The sequence below is a fragment of the Microcoleus sp. BR0-C5 genome (genome assembly GCF_036705045.1).
In the GTDB taxonomy this organism is placed as follows: Bacteria; Cyanobacteriota; Cyanobacteriia; order Cyanobacteriales; family Microcoleaceae; genus Microcoleus.
On the sequence record NZ_JAUBTR010000004.1, the window covers coordinates 1 to 18,100 of the forward strand.

19 protein-coding genes and 1 pseudogene are annotated in these 18,100 nt (G+C 44.9%); 6 read left to right on the forward strand and 14 right to left on the reverse strand.

What is annotated here, in order from left to right:
* A pseudogene (locus QUB08_RS02740) lies at positions 1 to 621 on the forward strand (photosystem II q(b) protein); the annotation flags it as partial.
* A 159-nt stretch (positions 622 to 780) separates the two neighbouring features.
* Here QUB08_RS02740 and QUB08_RS02745 read toward each other — a convergent pair.
* The 10 genes from QUB08_RS02745 to gltB form a co-directional block, all read right to left on the reverse strand.
* Positions 781 to 1,335 (reverse strand): GNAT family N-acetyltransferase, encoded by a 555-nt coding sequence (locus QUB08_RS02745; RefSeq protein WP_333223277.1) that lies wholly within the window; start codon positions 1,333 to 1,335, stop codon positions 781 to 783.
* A 330-nt stretch (positions 1,336 to 1,665) separates the two neighbouring features.
* On the reverse strand, positions 1,666 to 2,040 hold the full coding sequence (locus QUB08_RS02750) for a HEPN domain-containing protein (RefSeq protein WP_333223279.1): 375 nt from the start codon (positions 2,038 to 2,040) through the stop codon (positions 1,666 to 1,668).
* Complete coding sequence (locus tag QUB08_RS02755; protein WP_333223281.1) at positions 2,037 to 2,357, reverse strand: nucleotidyltransferase domain-containing protein; 321 nt, start codon at positions 2,355 to 2,357, stop codon at positions 2,037 to 2,039. The genes QUB08_RS02750 and QUB08_RS02755 overlap by 4 nt, the downstream gene beginning before the upstream one ends.
* A 50-nt stretch (positions 2,358 to 2,407) precedes the next feature.
* On the reverse strand, positions 2,408 to 2,653 hold the full coding sequence (locus QUB08_RS02760) for a type II toxin-antitoxin system RelN family antitoxin (protein WP_333223283.1): 246 nt from the start codon (positions 2,651 to 2,653) through the stop codon (positions 2,408 to 2,410).
* A gap of 22 nt (positions 2,654 to 2,675) precedes the next feature.
* Positions 2,676 to 2,975, reverse strand: coding sequence for a type II toxin-antitoxin system RelE/ParE family toxin (locus tag QUB08_RS02765; RefSeq protein ID WP_333223285.1), 300 nt, complete (start codon positions 2,973 to 2,975; stop codon positions 2,676 to 2,678).
* On the reverse strand, positions 2,972 to 3,226 hold the full coding sequence (locus QUB08_RS02770; protein WP_333223287.1) for a hypothetical protein: 255 nt from the start codon (positions 3,224 to 3,226) through the stop codon (positions 2,972 to 2,974). The genes QUB08_RS02765 and QUB08_RS02770 overlap by 4 nt, the downstream gene beginning before the upstream one ends.
* Positions 3,129 to 3,602, reverse strand: coding sequence for a DUF4926 domain-containing protein (locus tag QUB08_RS02775; RefSeq protein ID WP_333223289.1), 474 nt, complete (start codon positions 3,600 to 3,602; stop codon positions 3,129 to 3,131). Before QUB08_RS02775 ends, QUB08_RS02770 begins: the two co-directional genes overlap by 98 nt.
* A complete protein-coding gene (locus QUB08_RS02780) occupies positions 3,602 to 4,654 on the reverse strand; it encodes a DUF4435 domain-containing protein (RefSeq protein WP_333223291.1) in 1,053 nt (350 codons plus the stop codon). Before QUB08_RS02780 ends, QUB08_RS02775 begins: the two co-directional genes overlap by 1 nt.
* Position 4,655: 1 nt before the next feature.
* The gene (locus QUB08_RS02785) at positions 4,656 to 6,080 is read right to left on the reverse strand and encodes an AAA family ATPase (RefSeq protein ID WP_333223293.1); all 1,425 of its coding nucleotides are present in this window, start codon (positions 6,078 to 6,080) and stop codon (positions 4,656 to 4,658) included.
* A 171-nt stretch (positions 6,081 to 6,251) separates the two neighbouring features.
* Complete coding sequence (gene gltB / locus QUB08_RS02790) at positions 6,252 to 10,838, reverse strand: glutamate synthase large subunit (RefSeq protein ID WP_333223295.1); 4,587 nt, start codon at positions 10,836 to 10,838, stop codon at positions 6,252 to 6,254.
* Between the two features lie 476 nt (positions 10,839 to 11,314).
* Between gltB and QUB08_RS02795 the strand changes: the two genes are divergently transcribed.
* The 4 genes from QUB08_RS02795 (at position 11,315) to QUB08_RS02810 (ending at position 13,461) form a co-directional block, all read left to right on the forward strand.
* Positions 11,315 to 11,512, forward strand: a complete 198-nt coding sequence (locus QUB08_RS02795) for a hypothetical protein (protein WP_333223296.1) — start codon at positions 11,315 to 11,317, stop codon at positions 11,510 to 11,512.
* 324 nt (positions 11,513 to 11,836) lie between these two features.
* A complete protein-coding gene (locus QUB08_RS02800; protein ID WP_333223298.1) occupies positions 11,837 to 12,256 on the forward strand; it encodes a cupin domain-containing protein in 420 nt (139 codons plus the stop codon).
* 146 nt (positions 12,257 to 12,402) lie between these two features.
* Positions 12,403 to 12,732, forward strand: a complete 330-nt coding sequence (locus tag QUB08_RS02805; RefSeq protein ID WP_333223300.1) for an iron-sulfur cluster assembly accessory protein — start codon at positions 12,403 to 12,405, stop codon at positions 12,730 to 12,732.
* A 156-nt stretch (positions 12,733 to 12,888) separates the two neighbouring features.
* Positions 12,889 to 13,461: a Uma2 family endonuclease gene (locus tag QUB08_RS02810; RefSeq protein WP_333223494.1), complete on the forward strand. Its 573-nt coding sequence runs from the start codon at positions 12,889 to 12,891 to the stop codon at positions 13,459 to 13,461.
* 136 nt (positions 13,462 to 13,597) lie between these two features.
* Here the strand turns inward: QUB08_RS02810 and QUB08_RS02815 are convergent, their stop codons facing one another.
* The 4 genes from QUB08_RS02815 to truB form a co-directional block, all read right to left on the reverse strand.
* Positions 13,598 to 14,596: a glycosyltransferase gene (locus QUB08_RS02815; RefSeq protein WP_333223302.1), complete on the reverse strand. Its 999-nt coding sequence runs from the start codon at positions 14,594 to 14,596 to the stop codon at positions 13,598 to 13,600.
* Between the two features lie 105 nt (positions 14,597 to 14,701).
* Positions 14,702 to 15,916 (reverse strand): response regulator, encoded by a 1,215-nt coding sequence (locus QUB08_RS02820; protein WP_333223304.1) that lies wholly within the window; start codon positions 15,914 to 15,916, stop codon positions 14,702 to 14,704.
* 356 nt (positions 15,917 to 16,272) lie between these two features.
* Positions 16,273 to 16,503, reverse strand: coding sequence for a membrane protein insertion efficiency factor YidD (yidD, locus tag QUB08_RS02825; RefSeq protein ID WP_333223306.1), 231 nt, complete (start codon positions 16,501 to 16,503; stop codon positions 16,273 to 16,275).
* A 149-nt stretch (positions 16,504 to 16,652) separates the two neighbouring features.
* Complete coding sequence (gene truB / locus QUB08_RS02830) at positions 16,653 to 17,594, reverse strand: tRNA pseudouridine(55) synthase TruB (RefSeq protein WP_333223308.1); 942 nt, start codon at positions 17,592 to 17,594, stop codon at positions 16,653 to 16,655.
* Between truB and QUB08_RS02835 the strand changes: the two genes are divergently transcribed.
* Positions 17,551 to 17,832 (forward strand): hypothetical protein, encoded by a 282-nt coding sequence (locus QUB08_RS02835; RefSeq protein ID WP_333223498.1) that lies wholly within the window; start codon positions 17,551 to 17,553, stop codon positions 17,830 to 17,832. The two genes, truB and QUB08_RS02835, sit on opposite strands and share 44 nt — an antisense overlap.
* Positions 17,833 to 18,100 lie beyond the last annotated feature (268 nt).

An 18,100-nucleotide genomic window follows, 5' to 3' on the forward strand; every position in this document is an offset into this window, starting at 1 on the left:
ACCGCAGTATTCTTGATCTACCCAATTGGACAAGGTTCGTTCTCTGACGGTATGCCCTTGGGTATCTCCGGTACATTTAACTTCATGATCGTGTTCCAAGCTGAGCACAACATCCTGATGCACCCGTTCCACATGTTGGGAGTTGCTGGTGTCTTCGGTGGTAGCTTGTTCTCCGCCATGCACGGTTCCTTGGTAACATCTTCCTTGGTTCGTGAAACAACCGAAACCGAATCGCAAAACTACGGTTACAAATTCGGTCAAGAAGAAGAAACCTACAACATCGTTGCAGCCCACGGCTACTTCGGTCGTTTGATTTTCCAATACGCTTCCTTCAACAACAGCCGTTCCTTGCACTTCTTGTTAGGTGCATGGCCAGTAGTCGGCATCTGGTTTACCGCTTTGGGTATCTCCACGATGGCTTTCAACTTGAACGGTTTCAACTTCAACCAATCGATTATCGACTCGCAAGGTCGTGTCATCAATACTTGGGCTGATGTCATCAACCGCGCTAACTTGGGTATGGAAGTAATGCACGAGCGCAATGCTCACAACTTCCCTCTCGACTTGGCTGCTAGTGAAGTCACTCCTGTAGCAATGGTTGCTCCTTCTATCAATGGCTAAGTTTTAGCTTTTGATTGACAAATAGCGCTCCTAGAAATAGGGGCGCTTTTTGTTTGGGGAAAATATTTTTACTGCGTTATATCGAGTCCCTCGCTTCTGGTAATTCCTGTTAGGCTGGATTGAGATCGGCTTCTGCTTGGAGACTCACTCATGATAAATTCAAGTTTCTTTAAACATCACAATACATTCATAATTTTCTAAATCGAGAAATCGGTCAAGTTGCAAAGTTCCTATTTGTTCAAATCCCTGTTTTTGGTGAAACATTAGGGAACGAGTATTAGCTATTGGCTGGGAAACAATAAACAGCGAAATAAATGAATTTGGAAAAACTTGATAAATTTCTTTATACATAAATTGAGCAACACCTCTACCCATCCAATTTAACTTGGTTGCTACTCTTTCGAGATAAAAATGCCGATGGCTGGTGACTCTTTTCTTAAAAATATCATCTTTCCAGATAATTTTATCCAAGATTTCATCAGATATTTTGGGTTGTGATATAGCCACAAATCCCAGAGTTTCCCCATCGGTTTTAGCGGCAACAAAATATCTGCATGAATTATTTAAGCTTTGGACAATCTCATCTTCAGTAATTTGTGTTAGCAAAAAGCCGCGATCGATCGACGTATTTTGACCGCGCGCATGAGAATTGTGAATATTGACGATCGCCTGTATGTCCTCTCGATCGGTTTCTCTAAAAGTTAGATATTCCATTGCATAGTGTGTAGGAACTCGGACAAGGGGCTTTAAGCCCCTTACTACATGAGTAGAATTCTACCCCATAACCCTAGCTGCCACCAATCCGAGCGACATCGCGAGCATTTTCTTCAAACGCAGCCGTCAGCGGATCATCACCGCTCAAACCCGATGCGATCGCAATTTCTTCAGGATGGGCATCGGCGTAAGCTGAAACTTTATTACTAGGGTTTTTTACCCAAATCGGGCGTGAGGATGCCAGAATTATCGCACAAACCAGGTTTCTGGGATTTGAGGCGCTCCTTTTGATATATTCCTTTTGCTAAAACTCGATCGCCTAAAAACCCATTAACCCAGCAAACGTTCTGCTAATTCTAAAAATTGTTGTGCATGACCAATTAATTCATTAGCCTCCGCTTCTGTAATTGCCGAATCGATATCATAATCGCCCTGATTTCGCAGATCTTGAGCATCAATTAAGTAACGGTGAAACTCCACTGGAACCCGCCCTGTACGAGCAAAATCTCGACCAAATGCCGAAATCACAGCAGCATGACTGGAAAAAGTTAAACCTTCATTCAATAAGAAAGCTTCGGCCACATAAAACATAGTATAATAAGCGCGGGACGCTGCAAAATCAAGAAGTTCATTAGTTGCTAGTAACTGAGCGGCGCGCAGACTTTCACCAGCTTTTCTTAACAGAGCCGTTTGTTCGGGTTTCAAATCAGCACTCCTTCTCTGCGAACATTTAAAAAGAAAGGACTTTCTTCTTGCTGAAAACGTGCGACGGAGGCAAAAGCACGCGAAATGACAACTGTACGATCTAAGCACAAAGCAGAAATAAATTCACTGGTACTAGCGATTTCTTTACCAGCATGAACAGGCCCGTCCAACACAACTAAAATGTCAATATCAGAATCTAGTTTGGCATCTCCTCTTGCTTGGGAACCGTACAGAATTAACTTCACCAGTCTTTCGCCGTACAAGTTTTGAAAGTAATGGCGTAGTTCTGCTAAAATTTCCGGCAATTTATCGTTCATACATAAACTACTTGATTAATACAGTGATTACCCATTGGATCTGTTGTGGATTAATTATCATCGATTCCGTCCCACAGTTGGGACAAGGGGAGAGTTTGTCCGGTAATTGCCTCATGGAAGCCTTGCTGAAGCCCTTCGAGGACAGTTTCAGTGGGGTCATCATCCGGATCGATGTCAGTGTCTTCCGGCACTAAAACAATAATCCGAACGTGGCTGTGGCTGGCAATAGCAAGGGGTCGATCGATACCAAGGAACCCTCCATCGTCAATTTTTCCGGTGGTTTCGATCGCTTTCATAATATAAGAAACTCGATACAGTTCACTCAGAGAATAAATTTTCTAAATCTCTGTAGCCGCTAACAACCCGCAGAACTTCAATTCCTGCTTCAATCGGACTGTAGAAAATGAGGCAATCATCGATCGGAAAACTCCGTACATTTTCCATTAACTCATCGCGATTCCGTCCCATACTCGGAAACTGCGAGAGGGTTTGACACTTATCGTTAATTCTGTCCAGGAAGCTTTCTGCTGCATCGAAACCGCTGCGATCGGCAATATAGTCCATAATGCTTTCTATGTCCCGACTTGCCGGAATTGTAAATCTACAAATCCGATTCATATATCTGCTTGCGTGCGACGTTGTTGCAGCTTTAATCGCAAACTCCGAAACATATCTTCAGCATCGATTACTTCACCCCGCCCGGCCGCATCCATTCCCAGACGAATTTCTTGCTGGAGTTCTTTGAAGCGTCCTTTATAGATATCTTCCCATTTATCGGACTGCAAGAATTTGATGAAAGCTAAGACTTCTTGTTGCTGATCTAGTGATAAGACCTTCACATTTTCCAAAATGGCTTGTTCGACGGTCATAATTATCTCTTTTTTTTATTGTTATTCTACAATCTAGTAACAATATTATATCAAATGGGTCGCTCAACAGCAATTCGGGGGTGAGTTCAATTGCGATCGGTTGTGGATCGGTTGCGATCGCTCCATTAAATCGCAAATAACTTCCAGGTAGCGTCGCAACTGCTACAGTGTTCCCCAACAAATCGAAGAACTCAAGGCCATAACCTGTTTCTAGTCCCTCAACGTGATGCTGTTCAACAACCGTACCGATATCGCCGGCATTAAGTCCTTCTTCAGCAAGGTTGCATAGCAAGATGACATCCGAATAAAGTTTATAGTTCATATTATCCTTTGTTAATTTTTGCGATCGCCCAACAATTAAGTATGATCGCCCCATCAATCGCGTTTTCCCGGTATAATTTCAGTTTCGCCGTCACAGGAAAGTTCACTAACGAGTTTTTGTTGGATTGCTTTTATATATTTATCTTCAATAGCATAAATAATATATAGAAAGCTATTACCTATTTTAGTCTTGACATCTTGTTTGGAAGCATTTTCAATACGGCTTATTGTATTGTTTAGATCGTTTTCTGAAGCTTGGCTTAGTTCCCCTCTAACCTCCTCTATCCTTAATTTTTTCAATAAGTCAGTAATTTTTATCGTAAGTGGTTCAACAAGGTTTTCTAAGACACCATGCCCGTAAAAAAATAATAAAATTTCTTCTTGATTTATCCCGTACTGCTCTATTAATTTGTTTCGGATTAGGGGAACTTCATACTCTATAACTGATTGATACCATCCTTCACCCATTGATGCTTCAATATTCTTTAATACGATATCTACTCTGCGTTCAATATCCAGAACTAAGTTTATTTTATCTTCAAGGCTATTAAATTGAATATTGTGAAAGTCCAAAATATTCCTAAACTGTTCATTGTTTACGATTCTATCGAAGCTAGAATAACTTCCAGTTTCTTTAAGATATATCCAAATGTAAAATAGAGTAGAAATTTCTTGAGAAATACGTTCAAACAAAGTTCTAAAATCATAACTCTTGTCAGCTATTTGCTTGCAGATTTCATTTAATGACAAAGGGTGGCACTGAAAGTTCTCTCTACTATGAACAATAGTATGGTAGATATATCGGTCAATATACCAAACATTATTTTCATATAAATATTCGCAATCACTATCAACGCAGATAATCATTTTTTTATTAACGTAGTCCTTGAATTTTTTCAAAACATTCTTTCCACGTGTTCCTTGTGGATGCGGATTTGGGAAATAAAGTTTATCTTTTAAACTTGGCTCGGCGTGTTCAATAATACATCGCCAAAAACTATTGTCATAGATATCTTCACACAACACAGAAAGATGGCAACCCCTACTATGAAAGGCATCAGCTACTATTCTTTCAGAAATCTCTTTATATAAGTCGTCCACCATCATGCTACCTCTTGGAACTTAGTTTGTTTAAGTAAATATTATTGGCTTTTATTCCGTAATAGTTTCGCACTTCTTCCAACAATTTAATTTCATCTGCATTTTTTGCTTTTCCCAACAAGGTACTAAAAGTAATAATATCGGGATATAGCTGTAGCTTTCCATTAGCACTTAGGGATTGAATCAAATCAATACCTTCTTGAACCCCATTAACTTTTTTAATTAAGGTATTTAGAGTGATGTCATTAGGTTTTACATGAGACAATTTCGAGTAGGTTTCGGATTCCATTAAATCAAAAATCTCTTTAGCATCTTCATAGTTATTCAATTTTGAGATGAGAGTGGTAAATGTTATCACATCAGGATAAATCTCTCGATCATTGAGAAAATCTAACAATGAAATACATTCATCTTTTGTGAATGATGTATAGGTATTAATTTTGCGATTGAATTGATAAAGCTGAGCTAGTTTGTTACCTGAGAAGTCATTAAATTCATCTTCTATGTTTTGTATGCGTTCTTTTGAATGTTCAGTTTTTTCTGCTAAAATCTCACTAACTACAACCAAATTTGGAAGGAATTGAATCTCCTCGATTCTAGTAACATTTTCAATCCAGCCTCCGTAATAGGTAGTTGGTGAATGAGTTACCATAATAATTTGACAGCTCGGATTTATTTGCCTAATATTTTGAATTAAGCTCCGTTGCCAATCAATATGTAATGATATCTCCGGCTCATCCATTAGTAATATATAGGGCTTTCCATCCTGAAGCAATGTTGTCAATAGAATTATCAAAATTTGTTTTTCACCAGATGAAAGATTTTCAGGTAAAATTGGATTCTCGATACCCATTTCCAAAAAATTAAATGCTTTTTCATCAAACTTTTTTCCTGTTTGGCTGAAAAGCTCAGATAAAATTTTGACAAAAATCTTTTTAGTTCTATAAACAGCTTCAATTGTCTCTAATTTATTATTTCTTGATTCGCTATCGTCGTCATTTGTAAGTATTTCTTCAACGTGATTTAGCAAATCTCTTTGATAGATAATGAATTCTTGTTTTAATTTGTTGAGGTGATAGTCAAGCAATGTTGTATTGGGAGGGGAATTATTTTCAAAAACATCGAATGTATTAATAAAGTTTGTATTTAAGTCATAACTCATATCTCCTTGGTTGCCTGTTATACTTCTACTTGCACTATCAACCACGATGACAATATCGTCTTCCAACTCAATAATCATTTTATCGATCGGGTCAAACAATCTAAAATCAAGTCTGCTATCTTCAGGCGATACCGCCTCATTAAGCATTCGCAGTATAGTTGATTTGCCCGAACCATTCTTGCCAATCAAAACATTGACATCTGTATTAAGTATCCACGAAAAATCATTTCCTCGTCGAAAGTTCTTGATTTCAATTTTACGTATATACATAGTCCGCCCTTCATTGTTTTTTGGTTATTGATGAGAAATAGGCAATTACTGCTTAATAACAGCCATTACCCATTCCTCATCTTAAACTCTAACTTCCACCAATCCTAGCCACATCGCGAGTAATCGCTTCGTGGGGATTTCAAGATTGTCGCATAAACCCGGTGTCTTGGACTAACTGCCGCCAATCCGAGCGACATCGCGAGCGTTTTCTTCAAACGCAGCCGTCAGCGCATCATCACCGCTTAAACCCGATGCGATCGCCCTTTCAATAGCCTGCAACACCCGCTTATAATCCCTCGGCATCACCTTCACAAACAGTGGCACCATCTCATCCCACGCAGCCAGAACCTTCGATGCTTTCGCACTTCCAGTCAAATCAACGTGAGTCTGAAGCATCTGCCGCAAATCGCTAATTTCCTCAACATCCTCCAATTTTTCCAAATCCACCATCGACATATTGCAGCGAGTAGCAAAATCCCCCGCTTCATCCAAAATGTAAGCAACACCGCCACTCATACCCGCTGCAAAATTGCGCCCGGTTGCACCCAAAACTACAACTTTGCCGCCAGTCATGTACTCGCAACCGTGATCGCCCACACCCTCAACTACTGCGTTAACGCCAGAGTTACGCACCCCAAAACGTTCGCCCGCCATCCCTCGGATGAAAACCTCGCCAGCAGTCGCGCCGTAAAGCACTACGTTACCGACAATCACGTTTTCTTCCGCGACAAAGGTAGAAGCTGGCGACGGATACAGGATGATTTTGCCGCCGCTGAGCCCCTTGCCCAAATAGTCGTTAGCTTCGCCTTCGAGCTCCAGGGTGACACCCTTGGGCACGAATGCGCCAAAGCTTTGCCCAGCGCTGCCTTGGAAGTGCAGGTGCACCGTGCCATCCGGCAAACCTTCCCAGTGGCGTTTGGTGATTTCGTTGCCGAGAATTGTGCCGACAACGCGGTTGACATTGGTAATCGGCATTTTGGCGTGGACTTTTTCGCCATTTTCGATCGCACTTTTGCACAAATCCAACAACACAGTCATATCCAGGGACTTTTCCAAACCGTGATCCTGCGCCATCTGACAATAGCGCCCGACATCCGCCCCAACTTCCGGCTGATAAAGGATTTTCGAGAAATCCAAACCCTTAGCCTTCCAGTGTTCCACAGCTTGCTGAGGTTCCAAAACATCAGTGCGGCCAACCATTTCATTCAGCGTGCGGAAGCCCAACTGCGCCATAATTTCCCGGACTTCCTGCGCGACGAAGGTCATAAAGTTTACCGTGTGTTCGGGGTCGCCGGTAAAGTTTTTCCGCAGCAGCGGGTCTTGCGTCGCCACGCCCACCGGGCAAGTGTTCTGGTGGCAAACGCGCATCATGATGCAGCCCAATGTCACCAGCGGCGCGGTCGCAAAACCGAATTCCTCAGCACCAAGCAAGGCAGCAATTGCTACATCGCGGCCTGTTTTCATTTGCCCGTCAGTTTCCACGACAATCCGGCTGCGGAGATTGTTGAGCACCAAAGTTTGGTGAGTTTCCGCCAGTCCCAATTCCCAAGGTAATCCCGCGTGTTTGATCGAAGTCTGTGGCGAAGCGCCGGTTCCGCCGTCGTAGCCGGAAATCAACACGACATCGGCGTGGGCTTTCGCAACACCCGCCGCGATCGTCCCGACTCCAACTTCCGACACCAATTTGACGCTAATCCGCGCTTCCCGGTTGGAATTTTTCAAGTCGTGAATCAATTCGGCCAAATCTTCGATCGAATAAATGTCGTGGTGAGGAGGAGGCGAAATCAAACCCACACCCGGAGTCGAGTTCCGCACCTTGGCAATCCACGGGTATACTTTTTTACCCGGCAACTGTCCGCCTTCACCGGGTTTCGCGCCTTGCGCCATCTTGATTTGCAGTTCCCGCGCTTGGGAAAGGTACAAGCTGGTAACGCCGAAACGCCCGGAAGCAACTTGTTTGATCGCGCTGTTTTTCGAGTCGCCGCGATCGTTCGTCCAAGTGTAGCGTTCCGAGTCTTCCCCGCCTTCACCGGTGTTCGATTTGCCACCAATGCGGTTCATGGCGATCGCCAGAGATTCGTGGGCTTCTTGAGAAATCGAACCATAACTCATCGCCCCAGTTTTAAAGCGTTTGAGAATAGATTCGATCGGCTCAACTTCCTCAATCGGTATCGATTCCCGCTGCTTGAATTGCAACAAACCGCGCAGGGTAAAATGCTGCTGGTTTTGTTCGTTAACCAGCCCAGAATACTGTTTGAAAAGCGTATAACTGCCCTCGCGCACCGACTTTTGCAGCGCGTGAATTGTCTGCGGACTAAACAAATGCGCCTCGCCTTCTTTCCGCCACTGATATTCGCCGCCGACATCGAGAGTATGTCCGCTGGATGGGCGGTCTGGGAAAGCGTGGGTATGGCGTAAAATTGCTTCTTGGGCGAGGACTTCGAGGTCTACCCCTTCAATCCGCGAGGCTGTCCAAGCAAAGTATTTATCGACTACGGATTTGTTTAAGCCGATCGCCTCAAAAATCTGTGCGCCGCGATAACTTTGAATTGTGGAAATCCCAATTTTCGAGGCAACTTTCGTCACACCTTTAGTTGCCGCTTTGACGTAGTTTTTGCAAGCTGTTTTGTACTCGACATTTAGCAGCAATCCTTCGCGGATCGAATCGGCGATCGTCTCAAAGGCCAAATACGGATTAATCGCGCCGCAACCATAGCCAATAAGTGTTGCAAAGTGATGCACTTCCCTCGGTTCGCCGGATTCGAGCACGAGTCCCGCCCGCGTGCGCGTACCTTTACGGATCAAGTGGTGGTGCAGGCCTGCAACTGCCAGCAGCGCCGGAATTGGGGCTTTGTCGGGACTGATACCCCGATCGCTCAAAATGATGATATTCACCCCGGAGGCGATCGCGCTGTCTGCTCCAGCAAAAACCTCTTCTAAGGCTTGTTCTAGACCTTTCACGCCGCTTTTGGGGTCAAACAAAATCGGCAGTGTAATCGACCGGAAATTGCCCTCATTTACGTGTTGGAGCTTAGCTAATTCTTCATTGCTGAGAATGGGCGTTTTCAGTTCAATCAAATGACAGCTTTCGGGTTCTGGTTTGAGCAAATTGCGTTCAGCGCCGATCGTAGTTTCGGCAGAAGTTACAATTTCTTCGCGGATAGAATCGATCGGCGGATTGGTAACTTGAGCAAACAACTGCTGGAAGTATTCATAAAGCAGTTTTGGACGATTGGAAAGCACCGCCAGCGGCGTATCCGCACCCATCGCGCCAACAGCTTCCACGCCATCTTTCGCCATCGGTGCTAACAGCAACCGCAGTTCTTCAAAGGTGTAGCCAAAGGCCATTTGCCGCTGCAATAATGTTTCGGGATGAGATTCTGCTACTGCAGGCGCATCTTTGAGTTTGGCTATTTCGACCATGTGCTGGTCGATCCACTGGCGGTACGGGTGTTCTGTGGCGATTTTGGTTTTTATTTCCTCGTCAGAGACGATGCGGCCTTCCTCGGTATTTACCAGGAACATCCGCCCCGGTTGCAAGCGGCCTTTTGATACAATTCGTTCTGGGGCGATCGGCAAAACTCCCGCTTCCGATGCCATAATTACCAAGTCGTCTTTGGTAACGCAGTAGCGGGAAGGGCGCAAACCGTTGCGATCAAGCACGGCCCCGATCGAAGTACCATCGGTAAATGCGATCGAAGCTGGGCCGTCCCAAGGTTCCATCAAGCAAGAATGGTATTCATAGAAAGCTTTTTTCTCGTCACTCATGGACTCGTGGGCTGTCCAAGGTTCGGGAATCATCATCATTACAGCGTGGGGCAAAGAACGCCCGGCCAAATTCAGCAATTCCAAAGCATTGTCAAAAATCGTCGAGTCGCTGCCTTCGATATTGATTAAATTGGGGATTTTCTTTAAGTCATCGCCGAATAGTTCCGACTCAAACAGCGATTGCCGCGCGTGCATCCAGTTAATGTTGCCGCGCATCGTGTTAATTTCGCCGTTGTGGGCGATGTAGCGGTAAGGGTGCGATCGTTCCCAACTCGGAAAAGTATTCGTGCTGAAGCGCGAGTGAACCAGGGCTAGAGCGCTTTCCATGTCTGGGTCGTGCAGGTCGGAATAGTAATCGCCGACTTGCACCGGCATTAACATACCCTTGTAGACGATCGTCCGGCACGAGAGAGTGGAATTGTACCAGTAGGGGTCTGTGTTAGTCCTGCGGATGGCGTTGTGAGCCCGTTTGCGGATGACGTACAGTTTCCGCTCAAAAGCCGCCTCGTCAATACCTGCGGCGCGCCGGATGAACACTTGCTGCATGAAGGGTTCGCTAGATTTGGCGGTGTCGCCCAGGGACGAGTTGTCGGTGGGAACATCGCGCCAGCCGAGCACTTCCTGGCCTTCTTCTGCGGCGATTTCCTCAAAAATGCGTTTGCCGTTTTCCCGTTCAGTTCGATTTGGCGACGAGTAAATCGCGCCAACACCGTACTCGCCGGCTTCGGGAAGTTCGATGTTTAGGGCTGCGGTTACTTTCTTGAGAAACTTGTGGGGCACCTGCATCAAAATCCCCGCCCCGTCTCCGGTGTTGGGTTCGCAGCCGCACGCGCCCCGGTGGTCGAGGTTCAAGAGGATTGTCAATGCCTGCTCGACTATTTCGTGGGATTTGTTACCCTTCATGTGTACGATGAATCCGACTCCGCAAGCGTCGTGCTCGAACTGCGGATCGTACAGACCTTGCTTTTGTGGCAGTCCGTTGCTGTTCATTTTGATGCTCCTGTCAAAGTGGTGAAAAGATTTTGATCTAGGGTAGAGGATGGGATGCCGATCGCTCTAGTATCATGTATTATATGTGGATCTACTCAATTGGGTAGAGTAACCAAAAAATCCCAACTTATTCGATCCGAGTAAAAAAATAGTTAAAGCCGATCACTTAACTATGGAACCCGGAGGTTAAAGATTTATGCTTAAAGACTCTTCAATTATGTGAATTATTAAACCGCAGAGGCCGCAGAGAGCCCAGAGGAAGAGAAGAGAGATGAGTAATTCCGATACCAACTCACATCTTGCACCCTCGTTAATAAGCTTTTCAAGGGTGGGCAAGATGCCCAGCCCGCAAAATTTACTCTCTGTGGAACAGGCCGGAAAGCCTGTTATTGAGAAATGAGTTTATAGCATTGTTAATGCTATAAACTCAGCGTCTGGGTGATATTCTCCACCAGCATTTTGCCTTCTCATCAGCAATGAGTATTTCTGAAAAATTGCAAAAAGTCGATCGACTCAAAGCCTGGTTGGATAGCTTTCGTCCGATTTCTCCCACCCTGGTTGCAGAATTGAAAAAACTCTACGATGTTCGGTTTACTTATCACTGCTTCACAGAAATTAGCCAAACTTATTCAAGTCTAACTATTCAACCAGGTTTCATCCCAGAGGGTCTCTAACCAGATGCTAGAAGTTTTGCAGCAGCAGTCTCAAGAGCTGGATTAGGATTCACCTTTAATCAATATTCCAGAAGCAGCGCCCTTTCTATGAAGATTTGATGTAGATTGGGGCGATCGATCTAATAACAGGTGACAACAGCTATGTTGGTTTTGCTATGGTTGTTAAGGCAGGTCGATCGGGCTGAGCACAACTCTTGCAAAACTCTACAGTCGGCTAACCAGTCCCCGCAGGTGGGCTTAGATTTTAACTATAGATTAGTTAATCTCAAAAAACAACGTCGTTTACCAAAGGATTCAGCAAGCAATCCTTAAGGAGTGAAAATCATGGTTCAGATTCAAGAAATTTCTCAAGTATCTACCCTGCACACACTTGCAGCACCCAACGGAATAGCCGCTACAGAATTGCGGCCTTGGGGCTCATTTACGACTCTAGAAGAAGGCCCAGGATATAAAATTAAGCGGATCGAAGTTAAGTCTGGACACCGCCTCAGCCTGCAAATGCACCACCACCGCAGCGAACACTGGATTGTGGTTTCAGGTACTGCAAAAGTTACTTGTGGCGAAACTGAACAAGTTCTGTTTACAAATCAGTCTACCTACGTTCCTCAGTGCATTTCTCACCGCCTGGAAAATCCGGGAGTTATCCCTCTGGTTTTAATTGAGGTGCAGAATGGCGAATATCTCGGAGAAGATGATATTGTTCGCTTTCAAGATGATTATGCCCGTACAGAAAAGGCCAAGTAACTCAAGTTGCTAAAAATATAGGGGTATGGTGCGCGGTCCGGCGCACCCTACATTCTCCGGGTAAGGTACACGCCTAGGCACATTCTACATTTTCAAAACTCAACATTACTCCCAAATTACCAATTACCAATTACCAATTACTCATAATGATTCATCTGAGCAAAACAGCAGCAACAGAAGTCACGCGCCTCAAGTCGAAGCATCCAAACCCCAATGCTTTATTTCGTCTGGGCGTGGAATCGAGCGGCTGCTCCGGTTTGTCTTATACAATGGCATTTGACGACGCGCCAGCCCCAGAAGACGCTGTATGCGAGTCGGAGGGAATTTCCGTTGCGATCAACCCCCAGCACTTAAAATATCTCAATGAGCTCACCTTGGATTATTCAGAAGACTTGATGGGCGGAGGTTTCCGATTTCACAATCCCAATGCCGCCCAAAGCTGTAGCTGCGGCAACTCCTTTTCTGCTAAGGAATAACCAACCTGTAGGGTGCGTCAGTTGCAGATAATTCTTCAATTCTAAAATCTAAAATAGATTGACGCACCTGACAAAATAAGCAATAACCAATATGATTTAGAGTGCGTCAGTTGCAGATAATTATAAAATCTAAAATCTAAAATCTAAAATCGTATGATGACACTCAAAGACTTAGAAAAAGTCCAAAAAACCTTCAAAGAAGCCGGTCAAGACTACCAAGTTGAACTAGAAAGCGGGAGAATTATCATTGTGGGCCCGTCAGATATTGTATCTAGCGAAATAGGTGTAATTTTCAGTTGGCTGCTCGCCAATTGGGTTTATCCCCGCCGTTTGGGTCGAGTTTTTGACTCCGCAGGCGGCTTTATTTTACCTGATGCTAACCTTACAGCACCTGATGTTTCTTTTGTCCGCGCCGCACGTCTCAGGCAAAGTCCCCGTTATTTCGGAGAATTAGTCCCAGACTTGGTAGTAGAAATTAAATCACAGAGCGATCGCATTAAACCGCTAGAAAAAAAGATTCATAATTTCCTAGAACTCGGAGCGCAAGTAGGAATTTTGATCGATCCAGATGAAGAAAATGTAACAGTTTATCGTCAGGAAGGTGAACCGATTGTGTTGGGAAATGAAGATATTTTGACTGTCCCCGAACTTTTCCCTGGTTGGGAATTGCCAATTGCTGAACTGTGGCCGCCAATTTTTACTGAAGCAGAAACTCAAACTGAAGCCTAATAAAGTTTATGCAGGTTTTACATAGCCAGAAATGCGAAAAGCCTCTCTTCTCTTCCTCTGTGTCCTCTGCGCTCTCTGCGGTTAAATAATTCCTATGCAACCGTAAACGATATCAGTGCAATGGAAAAGCTTTCAATCAAGCTGGCGTACCGAGAATAATCCACTGCATTAACTGCTCCCACTCTGCAGATTGAGCTAATAAATCTGCATCGAATTCATTTCCCGCATCCTGCGAAAACTCGGCGAAAGCTTCCGCCCAATTAATTACTGTTTCCACAGGCAAATAAGGCGTATAATTCCAAGAACGCTGCAAAAACTCTACCATCTCAACAGAATGACCGGTGCGGTACAAATACCAAGCAATCCAAACTAAGGTACTGTACTTGATTTGCTTTTCCAACAAACGTATTTTATCCGGCAACTCGGGGCGGGCAAAAAAATTGTCCATGACTGCGGCGAGGGATTTAGCCTGCGGTAAACCTTTGTACATGGCGCTTTGTTCGTGCTGGCGGTAGCAAACAGTTACTTGCTGCAACCACTCTGCTTCGCATCCCATTAAGGCTAAACGCAGCACTAAATCTGTATCTTCCGCTGGGGGAAATCGAGGATCAAATCCGCCGGCGCGCTTTAACCACTGACGGCGAAATACCATCGCGCTGGGTAATACTGGTTTCCACCGCAGCCACATTTCTAAGTCTAATTTAGGTACATTTTGCCAAGGTTTGACATCTTTTAGCGGTTCGCCTATACTATTAACTAGACGCCAGCCGCTGTGGACGATTCCTAGATGTGGTTTCGCTGCAAATACAGCCATTTGTGCTGCTAATTTGTCAGGAAAAAAGTAGTCGTCCGCATCGAGAAAGGCGATAAATTCTCCTCGCGCTAGCTCGATGCCGTGATTTCTGGCAATCGAAACTCCTCGATTTTGTTGGTAAATGTAGCGAATTCGATCGCCATATTTCTCTAAAACTAATCTAGTGTCATCTTTGGAACCGTCGTCTATGACAATAATTTCCCAGTTAGCATAGGTTTGGTGCAGAACGCTATCTACGGCTTGGCCGACGTAATCCGCGCAGTTGTAAGCCGGAATTACTACGCTCACCTGCGGGGTGCGATCGCTGGTAACATTACTCATAATTAATTATCTTAAATTCGATTGCGTCTTTATTTTACAATAATCGTAGGGTGCGTCAGTTCCTGACGCACCCAGCAAGGGGTTATTGTGTTCATTAATTTTGGTTCAAGAATTTGCCAGGGTAAGTTGTGGTGGATTAAGTATATCTTGGGGGCGAATTGCTGAAGGGTAGCGATCGCCTTTTACCTTCAAATACTTGTCAACTATTTGCAAAACCTGTTCGGGATTGGCTGGCTTCCTCAAAAAATCGGAAGCACCTGTCAATTTCGCTCGCGTGCGGTCAATTATACTGTCTTGACCGGTCAAAAACACGATCGGAGTTTCCCGAAAAGCAGGTGTCTTTCGCAAAAAATTGCACAAAGCAAAGCCACTTGTCTTCGGCATCACCACGTCCATAAAAATTAAAGCAGGCTTTTGTTTGGCGAGGAGGCCCACTCCCTGCATGGGGTCTTGAATTTTTAGGACTCGATACCCCTGGGGCAATAAAATTTGCTCTAAAAATTCGCATACTGCCGGACTGTCATCGATACAGGCAATCAAAGGGCGACCCGGCCCTGCGATCGCCGCGGCAAGACGCCACTGTTCTATAGGCGACGGCAAGTCTGGTACGGTTCGGAAATTTACTAAACCCTGCTTGATGTAATTAACTAAAGCGCGAGTTGCCACTGTCACGCACTGCTTTTTCTTAAATGCAATATCCCAAAGAGTATTCTCGCCGTTGAATACGTTACCCAAAGCGATCAAAGAATTAGAACTAAATCGATTTTGCTGCAACTGGGCCGATGCTTTTAAAAGTGGTGCTTGTTCTGGATCTACCAGCCACAAACCCATTGCTTTCCACTTCTGCCAAATTTCTTCTGTACAACACAGAATTTTCTCTACTTCTGTTAAAGACAGCAGCAAAGAAGAGGTAATGGTAGAAAAATATTTCTGGGACGGACGCCACTCCCGGCGCAAACCCGATTGACCGATCAGAGCAAATAACACTTCCGAAAGGCTGGTGTGGACGATCGCCCTAGCTTGTTCCAGACTCATTTCGCTGGCTGCTACCCCTCGCTGAAGCAGTTGATATTCCCACAGTTCTCCAGCATCGAGGTTTCTGAGATCCACTTGAAAGTTTCGACAGTGTTGCCCGATCGCCCTGTACCAGCGCCTCGATCTGTGCGATCCTCCCGTGGCATAAACCAAACTACCCTGAAAAAAGTAAAGTTGCCACTGTTGTTCCCCTTGCTCTAACAGCAGTTTCCCCGTGGCTTGTTTCTGGCTGAGTACAGCCAGAGTATGGGACAACATTTTGTATCCGATTGCGGTAGCAGACATATCAACTCGCATCCCCTGTACTCTGTTTGTACCATTATATAGCTGCTGAGTTTTGAAAGATAACAGTGATATTACTGAATTTGGGTTAAGAAAAACCACTAATTGTGCGAATTTAACCCCATCAGGGAGTTCTTCCCCTCGGTAGTTTTAGCCAGTAGGATGGGGAGCATCTCATATTTGTGAAAACACTTCTTCTGGCTCTTTTTTTCTTCCTTCTTCCTCTTTCCTCCTGACTCCTGACTCCTGACTCCTAACTCCAATTTTGGGCTTACCTGCTTTCATTGAGATGCTCCCGTAGGATGCAACGCCTCTTTGCACTATTAACTAATAACTAAAATACTGTTTGTGACTAATAACTAATTGTCCTCGCTATCTGTGGGAGGTACTGGATCGTAACCCCCTGGATGAAAAGGATGACAGCGCAAAATCCGCTTAACTGCCATTGAGCAGCCGCGGGCCGACCCAAATCTTTCTATTGCTTCGATCGCGTATTGCGAACAAGTTGGCTGAAATCTACAGGCGTTAGGCAGGTAAGGAGAAATGCCCATTTTGTAGCCTCGGATTAATCCGATCAGCAATATTTTCACAATTTTTACCTCAGCGATTGATTAGATTAATAGGTCAATCTCGTCCCGTACCGCTGTAAGCTAGGTGCATCGAGAGCATTCCCAGCGGTTAGAGTTCCGCCAACTTTTCCTGTACCAATTATACCTTTTTTCATTTTTATTTTAGATACTTAAAGCACAATTTGAGGAGATAATATGGTACTTGTCTCTGAGTTAGCTACTTGACCGATACCTAAAAAATTACCGTCTCGATCGTAAACCTGCAAGGGATAGGGAGGTTGGGGTATTGGGTTGTGGGGGGGATGGTTGCTACTTTCTTCCTGTGGCCCGATCGGCGTTTCTGGAATCGGGAGGCGCTGTCCTTGAAACCAGCGTTTGGTATATTCAGGGGAAAGGACGATCGCCCCTAAATGTCCCAAAACCGCCGATGGCAAAATCGGGCAGAATTTATTTTCCTGCAATTGCAGTTCCAATTGTTCAAAAGTTAGACTTTGGTCGATCGAAAAACCGCTACTTTCGGTGCGAGTCAAACAAGCCAAAGTACCGCCTGTATTCAAGACAGCCCCCAAATCCCGCGCAATCGCCCGAATGTAAGTACCCGCCCCGCAGGCGATCGACAAATCCAATTCAGGAAAATCCCCCGATCGCCAATCCAATATTTCCAGCCGAAAAACCTCGACCTTTCTAGCAGCAACTTCCACGGTTTCGCCTTTTCTCGCTAACTCATAAAGGCGTTTTCCTCCCACCTGAACCGCACTAAAACTCGGCGGAAATTGCTCGATTTTTCCTAGGAACTTTGGGAGTGCAGCTTGGACTTGTTCCCAACTCAACTCTGGCACCGGTCGAGAATGGATAATTTCTCCTTCTAAATCGTCAGTAGCAGTAGTTAAGCCAAACCGAATCGTGCCTCGGTAAGCTTTATTGTGTTGGAGATATTGCAGCAGTCTGGTTGCTTTGCCCAGGGCGATCGGCAAAACGCCAGTCACAGCAGGATCGAGGGTTCCTCCGTGTCCGACTCGCTTGAGTTTCAATAGCCGGCGCACTCGCCCCACGCAGTCGTGAGATGTCATGCCTGCAGGTTTGTTGAGATTGAGAAAACCGTCAGTAGTCATTAGGAAGAAGGAAGAAGGAAGAAGGAAGAAGGAAGAAGGAAGAAGGAAGAAGGAAGAAGGAAGAGGGAAGGAGGAAGAAGGAAGAAGGAAGAAGGAAGAAGGAAGAAGGAAGAAGGAAGAAGGAAGAAGGAAGGAGGAAGAAGGAAGAAGGAAGAAGGAAGAAGGAAGAAGGAAGAAGGAAGAAGGAAGAATGCAACGGGCAATTTATGTTATATCAAATCCGTTAGCATCGGAATAGTAAATTCGAGTTGACTGTTCACGGCGTTGACGGTTGAGTGTGCACGGCGTCAACAGTCAACCGTCAACAGTCAACATCATTCCGGTGTTACCGGAAATGATATTATTTAACTGATAGAACGAAGAGGGAAGATGGAGATAAAAACTTTTTACATTGCTGGCCTTCGCCTTGCGAAAGCTAACGTTAGTCGCAACGCAAAAGGGGTTTTGAGTTAAAAAGTTCAACATTGAAAACTTAAAACTACAAAGTACCCAATTCCCAATTCCCA

Coding starts and splice junctions, on each gene's coding strand:
- QUB08_RS02765 (WP_333223285.1), bottom strand. CDS start 2,975: ATGAATCGGATTTGTAGATTTACAATTCCGGCAAGTCGGGACATAGAA.
- QUB08_RS02780 (WP_333223291.1), bottom strand. CDS start 4,654: ATGATGGTGGACGACTTATATAAAGAGATTTCTGAAAGAATAGTAGCT.
- QUB08_RS02785 (WP_333223293.1), bottom strand. CDS start 6,080: ATGTATATACGTAAAATTGAAATCAAGAACTTTCGACGAGGAAATGAT.
- QUB08_RS02755 (WP_333223281.1), bottom strand. CDS start 2,357: ATGAACGATAAATTGCCGGAAATTTTAGCAGAACTACGCCATTACTTT.
- QUB08_RS02775 (WP_333223289.1), bottom strand. CDS start 3,602: ATGGGGCGATCATACTTAATTGTTGGGCGATCGCAAAAATTAACAAAG.
- gltB (WP_333223295.1), bottom strand. CDS start 10,838: ATGAACAGCAACGGACTGCCACAAAAGCAAGGTCTGTACGATCCGCAG.
- QUB08_RS02770 (WP_333223287.1), bottom strand. CDS start 3,226: ATGACCGTCGAACAAGCCATTTTGGAAAATGTGAAGGTCTTATCACTA.
- truB (WP_333223308.1), bottom strand. CDS start 17,594: ATGACTACTGACGGTTTTCTCAATCTCAACAAACCTGCAGGCATGACA.
- QUB08_RS02760 (WP_333223283.1), bottom strand. CDS start 2,653: ATGAAAGCGATCGAAACCACCGGAAAAATTGACGATGGAGGGTTCCTT.
- QUB08_RS02815 (WP_333223302.1), bottom strand. CDS start 14,596: ATGAGTAATGTTACCAGCGATCGCACCCCGCAGGTGAGCGTAGTAATT.
- QUB08_RS02820 (WP_333223304.1), bottom strand. CDS start 15,916: ATGTCTGCTACCGCAATCGGATACAAAATGTTGTCCCATACTCTGGCT.
- QUB08_RS02745 (WP_333223277.1), bottom strand. CDS start 1,335: ATGGAATATCTAACTTTTAGAGAAACCGATCGAGAGGACATACAGGCG.
- QUB08_RS02810 (WP_333223494.1), top strand. CDS start 12,889: ATGACACTCAAAGACTTAGAAAAAGTCCAAAAAACCTTCAAAGAAGCC.
- QUB08_RS02835 (WP_333223498.1), top strand. CDS start 17,551: ATGCCTGCAGGTTTGTTGAGATTGAGAAAACCGTCAGTAGTCATTAGG.
- QUB08_RS02800 (WP_333223298.1), top strand. CDS start 11,837: ATGGTTCAGATTCAAGAAATTTCTCAAGTATCTACCCTGCACACACTT.
- QUB08_RS02795 (WP_333223296.1), top strand. CDS start 11,315: ATGAGTATTTCTGAAAAATTGCAAAAAGTCGATCGACTCAAAGCCTGG.
- QUB08_RS02805 (WP_333223300.1), top strand. CDS start 12,403: ATGATTCATCTGAGCAAAACAGCAGCAACAGAAGTCACGCGCCTCAAG.